General features: G+C 64.1%; 17 protein-coding genes. 9 read left to right on the top strand and 8 right to left on the bottom strand.

Features of this window, described 5'->3' with window-relative positions:
• Positions 1-17 precede the first annotated feature (17 nt).
• Positions 18-1,055, bottom strand: coding sequence for a bifunctional nicotinamide-nucleotide adenylyltransferase/Nudix hydroxylase (locus CLU87_RS16530; RefSeq protein WP_099731135.1), 1,038 nt, complete (start codon positions 1,053-1,055; stop codon positions 18-20).
• Between the two features lie 560 nt (positions 1,056-1,615).
• Here CLU87_RS16530 and CLU87_RS16525 point away from each other — a divergent pair.
• On the top strand, positions 1,616-2,857 hold the full coding sequence (locus tag CLU87_RS16525) for a diguanylate cyclase (RefSeq protein ID WP_099731134.1): 1,242 nt from the start codon (positions 1,616-1,618) through the stop codon (positions 2,855-2,857).
• A gap of 34 nt (positions 2,858-2,891) precedes the next feature.
• Here CLU87_RS16525 and CLU87_RS16520 read toward each other — a convergent pair whose 3' ends face one another.
• From CLU87_RS16520 to metK, 3 genes are all read right to left on the bottom strand, one after another.
• The gene (locus CLU87_RS16520) at positions 2,892-3,350 is read right to left on the bottom strand and encodes a hemerythrin domain-containing protein (protein WP_099731133.1); all 459 of its coding nucleotides are present in this window, start codon (positions 3,348-3,350) and stop codon (positions 2,892-2,894) included.
• 47 nt (positions 3,351-3,397) lie between these two features.
• A complete protein-coding gene (locus CLU87_RS16515; RefSeq protein ID WP_055399302.1) occupies positions 3,398-3,583 on the bottom strand; it encodes a DUF1328 domain-containing protein in 186 nt (61 codons plus the stop codon).
• A 285-nt stretch (positions 3,584-3,868) separates the two neighbouring features.
• Entirely contained in the window at positions 3,869-5,050 is a 1,182-nt protein-coding gene (gene metK / locus CLU87_RS16510) for a methionine adenosyltransferase (protein WP_056060126.1), read from the bottom strand.
• A gap of 132 nt (positions 5,051-5,182) precedes the next feature.
• Here metK and CLU87_RS16505 point away from each other — a divergent pair, with 132 nt between their 5' ends.
• Together CLU87_RS16505 and CLU87_RS16500 are read left to right on the top strand one after the other, a co-directional pair.
• Positions 5,183-6,046 (top strand): lysophospholipid acyltransferase family protein, encoded by an 864-nt coding sequence (locus CLU87_RS16505; RefSeq protein ID WP_099731132.1) that lies wholly within the window; start codon positions 5,183-5,185, stop codon positions 6,044-6,046.
• Positions 6,043-6,924, top strand: coding sequence for a lysophospholipid acyltransferase family protein (locus CLU87_RS16500; RefSeq protein WP_056060133.1), 882 nt, complete (start codon positions 6,043-6,045; stop codon positions 6,922-6,924). Before CLU87_RS16505 ends, CLU87_RS16500 begins: the two co-directional genes overlap by 4 nt.
• Before the next feature lie 48 nt (positions 6,925-6,972).
• Here CLU87_RS16500 and CLU87_RS16495 read toward each other — a convergent pair whose 3' ends face one another.
• Positions 6,973-7,881, bottom strand: coding sequence for an alpha/beta fold hydrolase (locus CLU87_RS16495; RefSeq protein ID WP_099731131.1), 909 nt, complete (start codon positions 7,879-7,881; stop codon positions 6,973-6,975).
• 50 nt (positions 7,882-7,931) lie between these two features.
• The gene (yihA, locus tag CLU87_RS16490; RefSeq protein WP_099731130.1) at positions 7,932-8,687 is read right to left on the bottom strand and encodes a ribosome biogenesis GTP-binding protein YihA/YsxC; all 756 of its coding nucleotides are present in this window, start codon (positions 8,685-8,687) and stop codon (positions 7,932-7,934) included.
• Positions 8,688-8,759: 72 nt separating this feature from the next.
• Between yihA and CLU87_RS16485 the strand changes: the two genes are divergently transcribed.
• The 5 genes from CLU87_RS16485 (at position 8,760) to CLU87_RS16465 (ending at position 14,934) form a co-directional block, all read left to right on the top strand.
• Positions 8,760-9,389, top strand: a complete 630-nt coding sequence (locus CLU87_RS16485) for a cytochrome c (protein WP_015012649.1) — start codon at positions 8,760-8,762, stop codon at positions 9,387-9,389.
• A 146-nt stretch (positions 9,390-9,535) separates the two neighbouring features.
• Positions 9,536-11,689 carry a cytochrome c biogenesis protein ResB gene (locus CLU87_RS16480; RefSeq protein ID WP_056060139.1) on the top strand — a complete coding sequence of 718 codons (2,154 nt, stop codon included), beginning with the start codon at positions 9,536-9,538 and terminating at the stop codon, positions 11,687-11,689.
• Entirely contained in the window at positions 11,686-13,035 is a 1,350-nt protein-coding gene (ccsB, locus tag CLU87_RS16475) for a c-type cytochrome biogenesis protein CcsB (protein ID WP_056060142.1), read from the top strand. Before CLU87_RS16480 ends, ccsB begins: the two co-directional genes overlap by 4 nt.
• Positions 13,036-13,217: 182 nt before the next feature.
• A complete protein-coding gene (gene msrP, locus CLU87_RS16470; RefSeq protein ID WP_099732214.1) occupies positions 13,218-14,222 on the top strand; it encodes a protein-methionine-sulfoxide reductase catalytic subunit MsrP in 1,005 nt (334 codons plus the stop codon).
• 61 nt (positions 14,223-14,283) lie between these two features.
• Entirely contained in the window at positions 14,284-14,934 is a 651-nt protein-coding gene (locus CLU87_RS16465; protein WP_099731129.1) for a sulfite oxidase heme-binding subunit YedZ, read from the top strand.
• Between the two features lie 71 nt (positions 14,935-15,005).
• On the opposite strand, the gene CLU87_RS16460 is transcribed toward CLU87_RS16465, so the two are convergent.
• Together CLU87_RS16460 and CLU87_RS16455 are read right to left on the bottom strand one after the other, a co-directional pair.
• Complete coding sequence (locus CLU87_RS16460; protein ID WP_056062016.1) at positions 15,006-15,833, bottom strand: MBL fold metallo-hydrolase; 828 nt, start codon at positions 15,831-15,833, stop codon at positions 15,006-15,008.
• A 115-nt stretch (positions 15,834-15,948) separates the two neighbouring features.
• Entirely contained in the window at positions 15,949-16,155 is a 207-nt protein-coding gene (locus tag CLU87_RS16455; RefSeq protein WP_099731128.1) for a lipoprotein, read from the bottom strand.
• A gap of 12 nt (positions 16,156-16,167) precedes the next feature.
• On the opposite strand from CLU87_RS16455, the gene cyaY reads away from it, so the two are divergent.
• On the top strand, positions 16,168-16,497 hold the full coding sequence (gene cyaY / locus CLU87_RS16450) for an iron donor protein CyaY (protein ID WP_056060182.1): 330 nt from the start codon (positions 16,168-16,170) through the stop codon (positions 16,495-16,497).
• The last annotated feature ends 10 nt before the right edge of the window (positions 16,498-16,507 follow it).

Genomic DNA, 16,507 nt, shown 5'->3' with positions numbered 1-16,507 from the left:
AAAGCGGGTGGAACGGATCAGTCCAGCTTCGTCAGCCCCAGAAAGTGGTCCAGCATGTGGAAGTGGTCTTCGAAGAATTCCTCTTCCAGGCCTGCCAGCTGGTCGATGCGGCTCCACTGCACCAGCGCTGCATCGTCATCGGCCTGCACCACCGGGAAGGGCGCATCGCCCAGGTCAAAGTAGTGTGCATGCGTGATGGTGCGACCGCGCTGGCTGCGGTCGGGGTGGTCGAACACTGCCACTGACTGCAGTGCGGCGCGCATGCGGGCCTCGGGCAGGTCGCAGTGGGTTTCTTCCACCAGCTCGCGCAGGCAGGACTGCCACACGGTTTCTCGCTGCTCGATGAAGCCGCCGGGCACGGCCAGCTGGCCCTTGCCGGGTGCGTGTGCGCGGCGGATCAGCAGCACATGGTCTTGGCAGCGCAGCACCGCGTCCACGGTGACGAACACCGGCGGGTAGGGCGCGGCAGACCAGGCCTGGCGGTAGCCACGCAGCATGCGCCACTCCTCCTGCAGCGCGGGGTAGTGTGGGGTCTGCGCAAAGTGCTCCAGCGTGGCGATGGTGCTCTCGGGAATCTCTGCGGCCAGCGGCGCCACGGCGGCGCGCGCGGTGGCGGGTGTGGCGCCAAAGTACGCGTCCCGGATGGCGGTGGCGTCGATGCGGCCCTGGCGTTCTATGTGAATGAGCTGCCAGCCTGGAAAGGCGCTGAGGTAGCCGCTGGTCGCATCCTTGAAGTGGCCCACCAGGCCGATGCTTGCGCCCGGGGCGGTGAGGCGCGCCACGGCCCTGCGCACCGCCTGCACCCACACGGCTTCGTTGTAGTAGTCGCGCATGGGCAGCACCTGCACCCGGGCGCTGTCGGCGGGGGCCAGGGCAGCGCGCAGCATGGCTTCGCGCTCTTGCCAAGTGAAAGGGTTCTTGGGCGAGCGCGCCTGCCACGCCGAGCCGATCACCACGATGACCTGCGGGGCGCTGTCCAGTGCACGTTGCAATAGCGCCATGTGGCCGCTGTGGACGGGCTCAAAACGTCCGATGTAGATGGCGGTGTCGACCATGTGTCTCCGGCTGGTGGTGCGCTTCAGGGCCCTTCGCGTTGCTGGCTTGGGGGCCGCCCCTGTCCTCGCAGTGGCCGTCGCATGCCAGGGGCTGACCGGGGCATTAGGGCGGCGTTGGAGCAGGTCGAGCGAGCAATGGGGCTGTATGCGCTGGATGTATATATGCTGGCAGCTATCTTTTTTGTAGTGATTTTACCGCCAGCCAGTGTCGTGGGTGGGGGGTGACCGTGGCAGGGCGCCCTGGCGGCGGCAGATAGGCGGCGCTGCCCCCCGCCTCTGAAGTTGCTATTGTGCGACCCGGCGGTTCATGCCGGGCATGGGGCGGGGGCGCAGGGCAGCGTGGCAAAAAAGAGATGGACCGGGCCGCACAAACGTGGCGACAATGCGCCGCTTGCACGCTGCGCGCAAAGTTTCTGTAGCGCGAATCCGTCCTTTTCGTGCCGTGGTCCCGTGATGCGGCGTGCAAGCCCACCTGTGTGAACCTGGGGGACTGCGCCCGATATGGCGTGTCCGCACCTCCAATAACAGGCCCGCCGTGCGCGGGCCACCGAGGGAGATCCATGTCGTTGCGGCTCAAATTCAATCTGGTGCTGGCGGGCGTGCTGCTGCTGGCGGTGCTGGGCGCGGGCGCCTACGTGCACCGCTTCCTGCAGCAGTCTGCCATCGAGGAGGTGCAGCACAACTCGCAGATCATGATGCACGCCGCCATGGCCATCCGCGACTACACCACCGAGCTGGTCAAGCCCCACCTGGACGTGACGCTGGCCGAGAAATTCCTGCCGCAGACGGTGCCTGCATATGCGGCCACCGAAACCCTGCGCCGCCTGCAGAACCGGTTTCCGGGCTATGAGTACAAGGAGGCGGTGCTCAACCCCACCAACCTGCGCGACCGTGCCAACGAGTGGGAGGAGCGCATCATCAGCGACTTTCGCGAAGGCCGGGCCGACCTCAAGAAAGAGGTCACCGGCGAGGTGGGCGAGGGCATGCACCGCGCCATGTACGTGGCCCGCCCCATCACCATCAAGCAGGCGCAATGCATGGCCTGTCACAGCACACCGGCCGTGGCGCCGCCCACCATGCTCAAGGTCTATGGCGACAAGAACGGCTTTGGCTGGGGCATGAACGAGACGGTGGGCATCCAGGTGGTGAAGGTGCCGATGTACTTCCCGCTGGAGAAGGCGCGTCAGACCTTCAACACGGTGATGGCGGCGCTGGTGGGTAGTTTTGTGCTGCTTTTCGTCGGGCTCAACCTGTCGCTGTCGTCGCTGGTGATCGAGCCCATGGCGCGGCTCAACCGCAAGCTGGAAGACCTGGCCACCAAGGACTTCCTGACGGACCTGGTCAACCGCCGCCGCTTCTTTGAGAGGCTGGAGACCGAGATGGCCGACACCCGCATCAAGAAGGGCAGTCTGTCGGTGGTGATGTTTGACATCGACTTTTTCAAACGCATCAACGATACCTTTGGGCATGACTCGGGCGATGTGGTGCTCAAGAGCACGGCGCTGCGCGTGCGCGAACTTCTGCGGTCGTCCGACTGCGCTGCGCGTTTCGGGGGCGAGGAGTTCATCATCCTGCTCAAGGAAACCCCGGTGGATGCCGCCATGGCCATGGCCGAAGCGGTGCGCGCGCGCATTGCAGGCGTGCCTTTCGACGCGGTGGGCCATGTCAGCGCCAGTTTTGGCGTGGCCACGTGGGACCACAAGGAAGACAGCCACGCCCTGATCAAGCGCGCGGACACGGCGCTGTACAAGGCCAAGTCCAGCGGTCGCAATTGCGTGGTGCAGGCCGAAGAGTCCGTATGACCCCTTGCGTGTCTCCGGGCAGAGCCCGGCACGCTCAGGCCATGGCGGCCTTGGCCTCCTCATAGTCAGCCCGGTAGTCCGCCGCCAGCGCGGTTTTTTGCTTCTCCGTCAGCAGCTTGCCGGCCATCTGGAAGAAGCGGTGTTCTTCTTCCTTGAGGTGGTGCTCCACCTTCTCCGCCAGTTTCTTGGCCAGCGGCAGCCAGCTTGGGCTCGCCGGGTCGGCCTCTTCCAGCGACTCCAGTAGTTCATCGAGCTGGTGGTGCTCTGAAATGGCGTGGCGGGACAGGTCGATGCCCGCGTCGTGCGCCATCAGCGGAATATAAAAATGCCGTTCCTCAGCCCGTTCATGGGCCGTCAGTTCCTGCTTAAGCTGGTCAAACAGCTCGCGCCGCTCGGGGGTGTCTCCGCTGGTGTCGGTGAGTGCGGTGTACAGCGCTCGTTGGCGTTCGTGGCTCTCGCGCAGGGCTTCAAAGATATTGGTGGTGTCGGTCATGGTGCGGCTGTGTGGGGAATGTGGAGCTGTGACAAAGGTGCGGTGGGCTACTTGAGTACCTTGCGCGCGGCACCCACGCCGATGACGGCCAGCACCACAAACACCACGGCAATCACCAGGAACAGCACAAACAGCACCTTGGCGATGCCCGCCGCGCCTGCGGCGACTCCGCTGAATCCCAGGGCACCGGCGACCAGGGAGATCAGGGCAAAAATGATGGCGTACTTCAGCATGGTGGTCGCTCCTTGCAGTGGATGTTCAGGCAGCGCGGGGCTGCGAAAGGGTGTGCAGGAACGATACCGAGGGGCCGTCGGCAGCGCCGTCAGTGCGGGCGGGCGGTGGGTGTAGGAGAGGGCCGCTGGCGGGCAGTGGTGAAGCGTCAAAAGAAAAGCCGCAACGCGGAGCGTTGCGGCTTGGGCCTTGTGACTGCACAGCTATTCTTTTGGTCTCCGTTCACATCGCTGCCGCGATATGAACTGCGCCCGAAGACCGAAAACCGCGCTATCGCGCGGCGGGCTTTACAGCCCGGCTGCAGCGCGCAGCGCAGCAGCTTTATCGGTCTTCTCCCAGCTGAACTCGGGTTCTTCGCGGCCGAAGTGGCCGTAGGCTGCGGTCTTCTCATAGATCGGGCGCAGCAGGTCCAGCATCTGGATGATGCCCTTCGGGCGCAGGTCGAAATGCTCACGCACCAGCGCTGCAAGACGCTCGTCCGACACCACGCCCGTGCCTTCCGTGTACACCGTGATGTTCATGGGCTCGGCCACGCCAATGGCGTAGGCCACCTGGATCTGGCACTGGCGCGCCAGGCCGGCGGCCACGATGTTCTTGGCCACGTAGCGGGCGGCGTAGGCGGCCGAGCGGTCCACCTTCGTTGGATCCTTGCCGCTGAATGCGCCGCCGCCGTGGGGGCAGGCACCACCGTAGGTGTCCACGATGATCTTGCGGCCCGTCAGGCCGCAGTCGCCTTGCGGGCCGCCGATGACGAAGCGGCCGGTGGGGTTGATCAGGTAGCGGGTGTTCTGCAGCCATTCCTTGGGCAGCACAGGCTTGATGATCTCTTCAATGATGGCTTCGGTGAACGAGGCCTTCATCTTGGTTTGCGTTTCGCTCTGGTCGGGGTGGTGCTGGGTGGAGAGCACCACGGTGTCGATGCTGTGGGGCTTGCCGTCCACATAGCGCATCGTCACTTGCGACTTGGCGTCAGGGCGCAGGAAGGGCAGGCGACCGTCCTTGCGCAGCTGGGCCTGGCGCTCGACGAGGCGGTGCGCGTAGTAGATGGGCGCGGGCATCAGCTCGGGCGTTTCGTCGCAAGCGTAGCCGAACATCAGGCCCTGGTCGCCAGCGCCGGTGTTCAGGTGGTCGTCGGACGCGTGGTCCACGCCCTGGGCGATGTCGTTGGACTGCTTGTCGTACGCCACGAGCACGGCGCAACCCTTGTAGTCGATGCCGTAGTCGGTGTTGTCGTAGCCGATGCGTTTGATGGTGTCGCGCGCCACCTGGATGTAGTCCACATGCGCGTTGGTGGTGATCTCGCCCGCCAGCACCACGAGGCCCGTGTTGGTCAGCGTTTCAGCGGCGACGCGGCTGCGGGGGTCTTGCTTGAAGATTGCATCGAGAATCGCGTCCGAGATCTGGTCGGCCACCTTATCGGGGTGGCCTTCGGAGACGGATTCCGAGGTAAAGAGAAAGTCGTTCGCCATTTGAATAAACTCCTGTGTTCCGGCATTTGGGGCGTTGCCCTCACCCCGAAGGAGATCTGGCGAACGCTTTAGCAGATTTTTTTAACGTCGCCCTGCAAGTTGCTCATTTAACTCAGCGACCCACCCATTTTAATGCCAGTCGTCTTCCGATTCTTTTCCGTATTTCCACTGTGGTTGCTGCACATCATGGGCGCGGCCATGGGCTGGGTGGCGTTTGTGGCGTCTCCCACCTACCGGCGCCGGTTTATCTCCAACTCGGCGCTGGCGGGCTATGCGTTTGGCGATGTGCGCGCCGCCGTGGCCCATGCGGGCCGCATGGTGGCCGAGCTGCCACGCCTTTGGATGGGCGCGACCATGCCCTGCGCACTCACGGGCGAAGCCTGTGTGGAGCAGGCCTATGCAGCCGGTCGCGGTATTGTTTTTCTGACCCCGCACCAGGGGTGTTTTGAACTGTCGGCACAGGCCGCTGCACGCCGCTGGAGCGCGGAGCGTGGCCCCATCACGGTGTTGTACCGCCCGGCACGCCAGGCCTGGCTGGCCAAGGTGATGGAGACCGCACGCAACCGCCCCGGCATGCTGGCCGTGCCCACCACGCTGGCGGGTGTTCGCCAGATGATCAAGGCCCTGCGCCGGGGCGAGGCCGTGGGCCTGCTGCCTGACCAGGTGCCGCCCGAGGGGCAGGGCCAGTGGGCACCTTTTTTTGGGCGCGACGCTTACACCATGACCCTGGCCGTGCGCCTGGCGCAACAGACCGGCGCGACCGTGGTGCTGGCGCGTTGCGAGCGTCTGCCATGGGGCCGTGGATATGTCACGCATTTCGAACCCTTGCCCCAGCCGCTGTCCGACCAGATGGACCAGGCCGTGCTGCAAATCAACCAAGCCATGGAACACCTCATTCGCCAATGCCCCGAGCAATATCTGTGGGGCTATGGCCGCTACAAGCAGCCGCGTGGCGAGGCGGCTCCGGCAGAACCTGCCGCGGGAGGCGCCGCATGAAGGGCCTCACGGGGCGTTTGGGTGTGTGGTTCATGCGGGTGCTGGCGCTGCTGCCGCTGCCGGTGTTGCGCGGCATGGGCTGGCTGCTGGGGCAGGCGGCCTTTGTGCTGGTGGCGCCCCGCCGCAGGGTGGCGTTGCGCAATCTGGCGCTGTGTTTTCCTGACTGGACCGAAGCGCGCCGCCGCGCCGTGGCGCGGGCCAGCTTTGTCGCGTTCTGCCAGACCTGGCTGGACCGCAGTTGGCTGTGGGCCGCGCCGCGTTCGGTGGTGGAGCAGCGTGTGCGTTTGACCGGAGCGGTGCACGAGCTGGAGGGCGACACGCCCACCATCTTGTTTGCGCCGCATTTCTACGGCATGGACGCGGGTGGCCTGGCCTTGCCTCTGCGCAGTGGCCGTGCGTTCACGTCCATCTTTGCCACCCACCCTGATCCGGCGGTGGATGCCTGGTTCATGGCCGGGCGCCAGCGTTTTGGCGATGTGCGCATGCTCAACCGTTCGGACGGCGTCAAACCCATCATCGCCAACCTGCGCAAGGGTGGCTTGCTGTACCTGCTGCCCGACATGGACTACGGCCGCAATGATTCGGTGTTTGTGCCGTTCTATGGCGTGACGGCAGCCACCATTCCGTCGCTGTCGCGGTTTGCGCGACTGGGTCGCGCCAAGGTGGTGGGGGTGTATTCGCGCATGACGCCCACCGGGTACGTGGCCGAGGTTTCGCCCGCTTGGGCCAACTACCCCACCGACGACGCTGAGGCCGACACGGCCCGTATGAACCGCGAGCTGCAGGCCGTGATCGACACCATGCCCGAGCAGTACTACTGGGTGCACAAGCGCTTCAAGACCCGCCCGGAGGGCGAGCCCTCGGTGTATTCACGCTGAAATATCAGCAAAAATGGCTTGAAGCGCTAGTGCATCATGCGCTGATAGCTATTTTTCAGATAGCAAAAAACGCTGCAGTTCCATGGCCACGCGCTCGGGGTGCTCGTGCACGACCCAGTGCGATGCCTGCTCCACCTGCTGCACCTGCAGCCGGGGAATCCAGCCGGGCAGGCCGTCGAGCAGGCCAGGCAGCAGGGCCGGGTCGTCCATGCCCCAGAGCACCAGCGTGGGCACGTCCACCGTCAACATCGACTCGGGCAGGGTGATGGCCTGGGCGCCGGGGTCGCCCTCGCGCGGCGGGCGGATGGGGCTGGCCCGGTAGTAGTTGCAGGCACCCTGCAGGCCCTGCTGCCACAAGGCCCGGTACTGGGCGCGCACCTCGTCGGTCAGCCATGCGGGGGCGCCGCCGTCCGGGGCGTTGAAAAAGGCAAACAGGCGGCGGAAGTCGTCTTCGGCCAGCAGGGCCTCGGCATCAGGCCTGCATAAGAAATGCATGTACTGGCTGCCCGCCTGCTGCGCAGCGTTGTGCGACAGCTCGCGCACAAATGCGCCGGGGTGGGGCGAGTTGATGATGGCCAGGCGCTTCATCAGCTGGGGCTGCTGGTTGGCCAGGTTCCACGCCACGGCTCCGCCCCAGTCATGCGCAATCAGGCATTCCAGCGCGCTGCCGGGGCATTCGTGGGCGATCAGTGCCACCAGGTCCTGCACCAGGTGCTTGGCGCGGTACGCGTCCACCGCCTGAGGGCTGCTGGACGGGCCAAACCCCCGCAGGTAGGGCGCCACGCAGCGGTAGCCGCCGTTTTCGGGGCGGGCAAAGTGCAGCAGGAGTTCGTCCCAGATGAAGGCCCCCTCAGGGAACCCGTGCAGGAACAGCAGCACCGGGCGCCCGGGGATGCCGCTCACTCGGCAGTGCAGGGTGATTCCGTGGGGGAGGTCAACAAGGCAATCTTGGATCATGGTGCTATGCATTCTGTAGCTGCCAGCGCATGAAACCATTGCGCTTGCAGCTAGTTGGACTCGGATTCGCCGGTGGATGACGGCTGGGTGGGGCTGACGCTGTCAGCAGCCGCAGGGGGCTCTTCGGCGAGGGGCTTCACCGGGTGCGCCCACTGCCACAGCAGCTGGGCCACTTCCTCCACCCCTTGCTTTTTGAGGGCCGAGAACATCTTCACCTCGCCGCCACCCGCGTGCAGTCGCGTAATCGACAGCACCTTGGCCTGTTCGGCGCGCGTGAGCTTGTCGGCCTTGGTCAGCACGATGAGGAACTTGAGGCCTTCCTCGACCCGGGGGCGCACCACTTCGAGCAGCGCCTCGTCCAGCTCGGTCAGGCCCAGGCGGGGGTCGCACAACAGCACGATGCCCGTGAGGCCGGGGCGGCTGACCAGGTAATTCACCATCACCTGCTGCCAGCGCACCTTGTCCGAGCGCGATACGGCGGCATACCCATAGCCGGGCAGGTCGGCCAGCACGGCGTCCATCACCCCTTGTTTGCCCAGCGAGAACAAATTGATGTGCTGGGTACGCCCCGGCTTCTTGGAGGCAAATGCCAGCTGCTTTTGCTGGGTGAGGGTGTTGATGCAGGTGGATTTGCCCGCGTTGGAACGGCCCACGAAAGCGATTTCGGGCACGTCGATGGGCGGCAGGTGGTGCAGTTGCGCCGCGGTGGTCAGGAACCTGGCGGTGTGCATCCAGCCCATGGCGATTTTGGCGTCAGGTGCGGGCGGGAGAGAGCCAGCAACTGGCGCAGAGGGGGGTGTCGTCATGGGGAGTTGGGAGAGAAAGAACCATCATTGTAGAATCGCGAGGTTTTGCGCACATAAACACACACCCTCGATATGAAGTTGCTCGCCTCATTGCTGACGGCTGCCGCACTGGCAGCACCTGTTTTTTCGGCCTTTGCAGCGGGTGATGCACCCAAAGCGGCCAAGCCGGATCTCGTCAAGGGCGAGGCCAGCTTCACTGCGGTGTGTGCGGCCTGCCACGGCGCAGACGGCAACTCGGCCATTGCGGCCAACCCCAAGCTGTCGCAGCAACACCCCGAATACCTGGTCAAGCAACTGCAGGAATTCAAGTCCGGCAAGCGCAACAACGCCATCATGAAGGGTTTTGCCACGGCCCTGTCGGATGACGACATGCGCAACATCGCCTACTGGCTCACGTCCAAGCCCGCCAAGGCCGGCTTTGCCAAGGACAAGGACCTGGTGGCCATGGGTGAACGCATCTACCGTGGCGGCATTGCCGACCGCCAGATCGCCGCTTGCGCTGGCTGCCACAGCCCCAATGGCGCTGGCATCCCTGCGCAGTACCCCCGCCTGTCGGGCCAGCACGCAGACTACACGGTGTCGCAGCTGAACATGTTCCGCGACGGCTCGCGTGCCAACAGCATCCAGATGACCCAGGTGGCTGCCAAGCTCAATGACAAGGAAATCAAGGCCGTGGCGGACTACATCGCCGGCCTGCGCTGATTGATTGCTTGATATTTGTCATGACCCGGCCTGATTGACCGGGCGGCACGGAACCTACCGCCAATAACAACCCCAAAAAGGGCGGGTCCATCGCAGCGATGGTCCCGCCCTTTTTCTTTCGCGCTTCGCAGACACCGCTCCCACCCATGTCCGACAACACCCAGGGCCTTCGCATGAAGTCCGGCTCCCAGGCCCTGCGCGCCGGGGTCGAGCTGCTGTCTTCCATGCGCTTTGCCATCTCGCTGCTGACGGTGATCTGCATCGCCTCGGTCATCGGCACGGTGCTCAAGCAGCACGAACCGGCGGCCAACTACGTCAACCAGTTCGGTCCGTTCTGGGCCGAGTTGTTCGGCGCCATCCAGCTCAACGCGGTGTACAGCGCCTGGTGGTTTCTGCTGATCCTGGCGTTCCTGGTGATCAGCACCTCGCTGTGCATTGCCCGCAACACGCCCAAGATCCTGGTGGACCTCAAGGCCTACAAGGAAAACATCCGCGAGCAGAGCCTCAAGGCGTTCCACCACAAGGCACAGGCCGATCTGCCCGAATCGGCCGAGGCCGAGGCACGCCGCATTGGCACACTTCTGGCAGGTGGCGGGTGGAAGGTGCGCCTGCAGCAGCGCGACACAGCCGCAGGTCCAGGCACCGGCTGGATGGTGGCGGCCAAGGCGGGCGCCGCCAACAAGATTGGCTACATCGCAGCGCACAGCGCCATCGTGCTGGTGTGTGTGGGCGGCCTGCTGGATGGCGACCTCATCGTGCGTGCGCAGATGCTGCTGGGCGGCAAGTCGGTCTACACCGGGGGCGGGCTGATCGCCGATGTGAAGCCCGAGCACCGACTGTCCGAGCGCAACCCCACCTTCCGGGGCAACCTGCTCGTGGCCGAGGGCACACAGTCGAGCACCGCCATCCTGAGCCAGTCCGACGGCGTGTTGCTGCAGGACCTGCCGTTTGCGATCGAGCTCAAGAAGTTCATCGTGGAGCACTACTCCACCGGCATGCCCAAGCTGTTCGCCAGCGAGATCATCATCCACGACAAGGCCACGGGCGAGAAGACACCCGCGCGCGTCGAGGTGAACCACCCGGCCAGCTACAAGGGCATCGAGATTTACCAGTCGAGTTTTGACGACGGCGGCTCGCACCTCAAGCTGCGTGCCGTGCCCATGGTGGCGGGCGCCAAGGCATTCGACGTCGAGGGTGTGGTGGGCAACTCCACCCAGCTCACCAACAAGGGCGGCGGCTCCGGTAGCGACACGCTGACGCTGGAGTTCACGGCGCTGCGCACCATCAACGTCGAGAATTTTGGTGGGGCTGGCCCTGGCGCCAGCGGTGCAGACGTGCGCAAGGTGGACCTGCGCGAATCGGTGGAGTCGCGCCTGGGGGCCGCCAACAAGACCGTCACCAAAAAAGAACTGCGCAATGTGGGCCCCAGCGTGAGCTACAAGCTGCGTGATGCGGCTGGCCAGGCCCGCGAGTTCCATAACTACATGCTGCCGGTGGACACGGGCGACGGCGTGCCGGTGTTCCTGCTCGGTGTGCGCGAGTCTCCTGCAGAGCCCTTCCGCTACCTGCGTGTGCCAGCCGACGACAAGGGCAGCATGGATGGCTTCATGCGCATGAAAGCTGCCCTGGCCGATCCGCAAGCCCGGGAGCAGGCGGTGCGCCGCTATGTGTCTCAGGCCATGGATGCCTCGCGCCCGGAGCTGGCCGAGCAATTGCAGCAGTCGGCCGTGCGTGCGCTGGCGCTTTTTGCGGGGCGGGGCATGGTCGATGGCAAGCCCACGGGCGGGCTGCAGGCCGTGTCGGACTTCATGGAAGCCAATGTGCCCGAGGCCGAGCGCGCGCGCGCAGGCGAGGTCCTGGTGCGCATTCTGAATGGCACGTTGTTCGAGCTGGCCCAGCTGTCGCGCCAGCGCGAGGGGCTTCCGCCATTGCCGCAGGACGAGCAGACCCGGGGTTTCATGACACAGGCCGTGCTCTCGCTCAGCGATGCGCAGATCTACCCTGCACCCCTGGCGTTTGAACTCAAGGACTTCACCCAGGTCCAGGCCAGCGTGTTCCAGGTGGCGCGAGCCCCTGGCAAGAATGTTGTCTATCTGGGCTGCGCCTTGCTGATCCTGGGCGTTTTTGCCATGCTCTACGTGCGCGAGCGGCGCGTGTGGGTCTGGGTGGCGCCGCAGGATGGCCGCACCCACGCCACCATGGCCCTGTCCACCAACCGCAAGACCATGGATGGCGACCAGGAGTTTGTCCAGCTCGCACAGAAACTGATCGGGGCATCGCCCCGCGAAGGCACCGCATGAACACCGCGACTTCTTCCTCGACCGTCACCACGATCACCCTGAACGAGGGGTTCTTCGCTCGCCGCAACTGGTTTGACTGGCTGTTTGCCGCCATCGTGGCCGTGGGGGCGTTGTATGCGCTGCAGCGCTACGGGGCCTTCATGGATGTCTACGAAAAAGGCATTTTGCTGGGCGCCATTCCGAGCACCATCTGGCTGGGCTGGTTCTGGCGCCCGCTGCGCGTTCTGATGCTGGTGGTGGCGGCCGTGGCGCTCATGGCCATTGGCCTGTACCAGCAAGATGGGGCAGGCAGCCTGGCGCGGGCCGACACGGTGTTCGGCCTCAAGTATTTCCTGTCCAGCCAGTCGGCCATCCTGTGGATGAGCATGCTGTTTTTCATCAGCACGGCGTTTTACTGGGTGGGGATGTTTGCACGTGGCGAAGGCAAGACCATGAGCATGCTGGGCTCGCGCATTGCGTGGGTGGCGGTGGCCATGGCGCTCATTGGCACCCTGGTGCGCTGGTACGAAAGTTACCTGATCGGCCCGGACATCGGCCACATCCCGGTGAGTAACCTCTACGAAGTGTTCGTGCTGTTCTGCTGGATGACGGCCGCGTTCTATCTGTACTACGAGCAGCAGTACGACACGCGCGCCCTGGGCGGCTTCGTGATGCTGGTGGTGAGCGCGGCGGTGGGCTTCCTGCTCTGGTACACCGTGGTGCGCGAAGCGCATGAGATCCAGCCGCTGGTCCCTGCGCTCAAGAGCTGGTGGATGAAGCTGCATGTGCCCGCCAACTTCATCGGTTACGGCACGTTTGCGCTGTCGGCCATGGTGGCGTTTGCCTACCTGATCAAGCAGCAGGCTACCGAAACCCGTTGGTACAAGCTGGCGCCGCTGTGGCTGCTGGGCGTGGTGCTGTGTTTCGAGCCCATCGTGTTCCGCCAGGGGGCGACGGAGAATGGCGGCAGCTACTGGATGGTGTACTTCGGCATTTCTGCGCTGATCGTTGCGGGCATCCTGCTGGGGCGCAAGCGCATCGCGGCGCGTCTGCCTTCGTTCGAGATTCTGGATGACGTGATGTACAAGTCCATTGCGGTGGGCTTTGCGTTCTTCACCATCGCTACGGTGCTGGGTGCGCTGTGGGCCGCCGAGGCCTGGGGCGGCTACTGGAGCTGGGACCCCAAGGAAACCTGGGCCCTGATCGTCTGGCTCAACTACGCCGCGTGGCTGCACATGCGGCTCATGAAGGGCTTGCGCGGTACCGTGTCCGCCTGGTGGGCGCTGGTTGGCCTGGCGGTGACAACGTTCGCGTTCCTGGGCGTCAATATGTTCCTGAGCGGCCTGCACAGCTACGGCACGCTGTGATGATTCAAGGCCTGCTAACGACTCCCCGCGAGATTGTTGGCAGGCGCGGCAGGCATGTCGGGCATTCGGTGGCGCGCAACAACTATTGCGTCTTCGGTGTAACCTGAGCGGTCCAGGGAACGAACTAACAGTTGTTCTGCTCTACCGCTGCAGCTGTCTCACCCCACATGACCGGAGCCACCATGCTGATCCCCTCGCGCGATTCGGGTTTTCACCACCCACACTCCTCTGAAATCACCCCCCGCTCGGTCTATGAAGACCGCCGCCAGATGCTCAAGCTGATGGCGGGTGGCGCCGCAGGTGCGGCAATGGCGGCCTGGGCGGGCCGTGAGGCCCTGGCGCAGCAGGTGGCGGTCACGCGTCCCGGCAAGCTGGCGCCTCTGGCGGGCGCCAAGTCGGCGGTGGCAGGTGCGGTTTCCATGGAGAAGCTCACGGACTACAAGGACGCGAGCACCTACAACAACTTCTACGAATTTGGCACCGACAAGGCCGACCCCGCCCGCAATGCGCACACCCTCAAGACCAGTCCGTGGACGGTGGAGGTCGAGGGCCTGGTCAAGAAGCCCGGCAAATACGGCATTGAAGACCTGATCAGGCTCAGCGCGCAGGAAGAACGCATCTACCGCTTGCGATGTGTGGAAGGCTGGTCCATGGTCATCCCGTGGGTGGGGTACTCGCTGGCCGAGCTGATCAAGCGGGTGGAGCCCCAGGGCAGCGCCAAGTACGTCGAGTTCGTGACCCTGGCCGACAAGGCCACGATGCCATTCGTCGGCTCGCGCGTGCTGGACTGGCCTTACGTGGAAGGCCTGCGCATGGACGAAGCCATGCACCCTCTGACCTTGCTGGCCTTTGGCATGTACGGCGAGGTGCTGCCCAACCAGAACGGTGCACCGGTGCGTCTGGTGGTGCCATGGAAGTACGGCTTCAAGAGCGCCAAGAGCATTGTGAAGATCCGCTTTGTCGAAAAGGAACCAGGCACTGCGTGGAACAAGGCGGCCCAGCAGGAGTACGGGTTCTATTCCAACGTGAACCCCAATGTGGACCATCCCCGCTGGAGCCAGGCGACCGAGCGGCGTATTGGTGAAGACGGCTTGTTTGCCAAGAAGCGCAAGACGTTGATGTTCAACGGCTACGAAGCCCAGGTTGGCCAACTCTACGCGGGCATGGACCTCAAGAAGTTCTACTGACCGCCTGGGCCTCGCTACCGTCTTGGGCGGTGTGCGAGGCCACGGTGGTTCTTGAATCGCAATGCGAAAACTATTGCTCCACCCCGCCGCCAAGCCGGTGGTGTTTGTGTTGTGCCTGTTGCCGCTGGCGTGGCTGGTCTATGCCACGGTGGCGAACCAGCTGGGCGCCAACCCTGCAGAGGCGTTGATCCGCGCCACTGGTGACTGGACGCTGCGGGCGCTTTGCCTGGTGCTGGCGATCACTCCACTGCGCGTCATCACCGCCACCCCGCAACTGGCGCGGTTTCGGCGCATGCTGGGTTTGTTTGTGTTCTTTTACGGCGTGCTGCACCTGCTGAGCTACAGCTGGTTCGACATGGGTTTCGACATCCCGGACATCCTGCACGACATAGCCAAGCGGCCATTCATCCTGGTGGGCACATTGGCCCTGGTGTTGCTGGCCCTGTTGGCTGCGACGTCGTTCAACCGCGCGATCAAGGCCCTGGGCGGCAAGCGCTGGCAGGCGCTGCACCGCACCGTCTATGCGGTGGCCGGGTTGGCGGTGCTGCATTTTTTCTGGATGCGTGCTGGCAAGAACAACTTTGGCGAAGTGGCGGTCTACGCCGGCATCCTCGGCGCGCTGCTGGGCTGGCGGTTCTGGCAACGACTGCACAAGCGGTCGACCACACCGGCAGGTGCTGCGGCAAGACGGACAGCCGCAGGACCGTCTTGAGGTTGATTACTACCAAATTGATAGCTGTAAGCGCATATTTTCAAAGCGCTAGCACCCGATTTGGCTGATTTTTACCCGTTGACTGCCCGCAGCGCTGGGCGCATTTGCCGGGTCACTGGGTCGATGTACCCGGTGGGAATCTGGTAGGCGCGGTCATCGAACAGGTCAATGCCACACATCAGGTTCTCGATCCATTCAAAGAAGTCGTTGATGGCTTCCTTGCCCATGATGGGAGCGCCGTGCTGCGGCACCAGCATGGCAATGTCGAGCTGCCGGGCCATGCGTGCCCACAGGCGCAGGATTTTGTTGGACACCATATAGCGGCGGTGGAACCCCTCCATGCGCGGAATGTGCGCCTTGAGGTCAGTCACCGGCACACGGGCCTCGGCCCCCGACATCATCGACACGCCCAGGTCGCCTGTGAACAGGATGCGGCTGACCGGGTCGTAGAAGTGGAAATTGCCCTCGGAGTGCATGAAGTGCGCAGGCAGCAGCACCAGTTCATGGCGTCCCAGGGGCAGGTGGCCGCCACCGTCTGGCACACCGATCACGCGGTTTTCGGTTTTGCCCACCTTGGTGAAGTGCGGTGCAAAGCGCTCCCAGACACGCGAGATCACCAGGTTGGCCTTGGTGCTGGTCATCCAGCGGTCCAGCGAGGCAATGATGTCCGGGTCTGCGTGCGAGGCGATCAGGTACGACAGCTTGTGCGGCGGGAAATGTTTGGTCATCCCCATGAACAGCTCGTTGAAAGCGAGGTTGCCGCCCGGGTCGATGATGGCGCCGGTGTCGTCGTCCACGATCAGGAACTGATTGGCCTGCACGGCCTGTCCATCTTCCTCAATGAGGTCGGTGAACATCAGGCAAGCATGATTTTTGTCGCGGTAGAGTTCCAGGGCCATGGCCATCCTGCGGTGCAATAAAGCGCAGACTGTACGAGTACCCCTAAGCTTTGTGCTTGATGGAAATCAAGCGAAACCGCATTGCCTGGCGATCCTGCGCAGGCGGCTGCGTGCGTCAGCGTGGCTGGGAGGCGGAGGCAGCGGGCGTTGGCGCACCGCTGGCGTCGTTGCCCGGGGTGAGTGTTTGCGGTAGCGTGGCACGCTGGCTTGCCGCAGGGCCGGTGGGCAGATACAACGGCCCCCGCTGACCGCAGCCGAAGAGGGCTGCCGCACTGGCAGCAAGGACAAGCGTCCTGACTAGAATTTGGGGAGCTTTCAACATGCGCAAATTGTAATGACCGACCTCGAATTCATGGACCACGCCGAACAACTGCTGCTTGCCGTCGAACGCAGTTGTGATCGCATCAATGACACCTCGGATGCCGATGTGGACAGCCAGCGCTCGGGGGGCATGGTGACCTTGACCTTTCCCAACCGCAGCCAGATCGTGATCAACCTGCAAAAACCGCTGCACGAGGTGTGGATGGCCGCCCGTTCTGGCGGCTATCACTATCGTTTTGATGGCAGCCATTGGCAGGACACCAAGGGCGCCGGAGAATTTTTTGCATGCCTCACGCGCGATGCCTCGCAACAGTCCGGGATGTCGCTGCAGTTTGCCCCGTAACTTACTCCGC

The organism is Acidovorax sp. 59 (assembly GCF_002754175.1).
Lineage (GTDB): Bacteria > Pseudomonadota > Gammaproteobacteria > Burkholderiales > Burkholderiaceae_C > Acidovorax > Acidovorax delafieldii.
The sequence above is the reverse complement of the archived record's forward strand: the minus strand, read 5'-3'. Positions and strand labels throughout refer to the sequence as shown.

Coding starts and splice junctions, on each gene's coding strand:
- CLU87_RS16530 (WP_099731135.1), bottom strand. CDS start 1,055: ATGGTCGACACCGCCATCTACATCGGACGTTTTGAGCCCGTCCACAGC.
- CLU87_RS16525 (WP_099731134.1), top strand. CDS start 1,616: ATGTCGTTGCGGCTCAAATTCAATCTGGTGCTGGCGGGCGTGCTGCTG.
- CLU87_RS16520 (WP_099731133.1), bottom strand. CDS start 3,350: ATGACCGACACCACCAATATCTTTGAAGCCCTGCGCGAGAGCCACGAA.
- CLU87_RS16515 (WP_055399302.1), bottom strand. CDS start 3,583: ATGCTGAAGTACGCCATCATTTTTGCCCTGATCTCCCTGGTCGCCGGT.
- metK (WP_056060126.1), bottom strand. CDS start 5,050: ATGGCGAACGACTTTCTCTTTACCTCGGAATCCGTCTCCGAAGGCCAC.
- CLU87_RS16505 (WP_099731132.1), top strand. CDS start 5,183: ATGCCAGTCGTCTTCCGATTCTTTTCCGTATTTCCACTGTGGTTGCTG.
- CLU87_RS16500 (WP_056060133.1), top strand. CDS start 6,043: ATGAAGGGCCTCACGGGGCGTTTGGGTGTGTGGTTCATGCGGGTGCTG.
- CLU87_RS16495 (WP_099731131.1), bottom strand. CDS start 7,881: ATGATCCAAGATTGCCTTGTTGACCTCCCCCACGGAATCACCCTGCAC.
- yihA (WP_099731130.1), bottom strand. CDS start 8,687: ATGACGACACCCCCCTCTGCGCCAGTTGCTGGCTCTCTCCCGCCCGCA.
- CLU87_RS16485 (WP_015012649.1), top strand. CDS start 8,760: ATGAAGTTGCTCGCCTCATTGCTGACGGCTGCCGCACTGGCAGCACCT.
- CLU87_RS16480 (WP_056060139.1), top strand. CDS start 9,536: ATGTCCGACAACACCCAGGGCCTTCGCATGAAGTCCGGCTCCCAGGCC.
- ccsB (WP_056060142.1), top strand. CDS start 11,686: ATGAACACCGCGACTTCTTCCTCGACCGTCACCACGATCACCCTGAAC.
- msrP (WP_099732214.1), top strand. CDS start 13,218: ATGCTGATCCCCTCGCGCGATTCGGGTTTTCACCACCCACACTCCTCT.
- CLU87_RS16465 (WP_099731129.1), top strand. CDS start 14,284: ATGCGAAAACTATTGCTCCACCCCGCCGCCAAGCCGGTGGTGTTTGTG.
- CLU87_RS16460 (WP_056062016.1), bottom strand. CDS start 15,833: ATGGCCCTGGAACTCTACCGCGACAAAAATCATGCTTGCCTGATGTTC.
- CLU87_RS16455 (WP_099731128.1), bottom strand. CDS start 16,155: ATGTTGAAAGCTCCCCAAATTCTAGTCAGGACGCTTGTCCTTGCTGCC.
- cyaY (WP_056060182.1), top strand. CDS start 16,168: ATGACCGACCTCGAATTCATGGACCACGCCGAACAACTGCTGCTTGCC.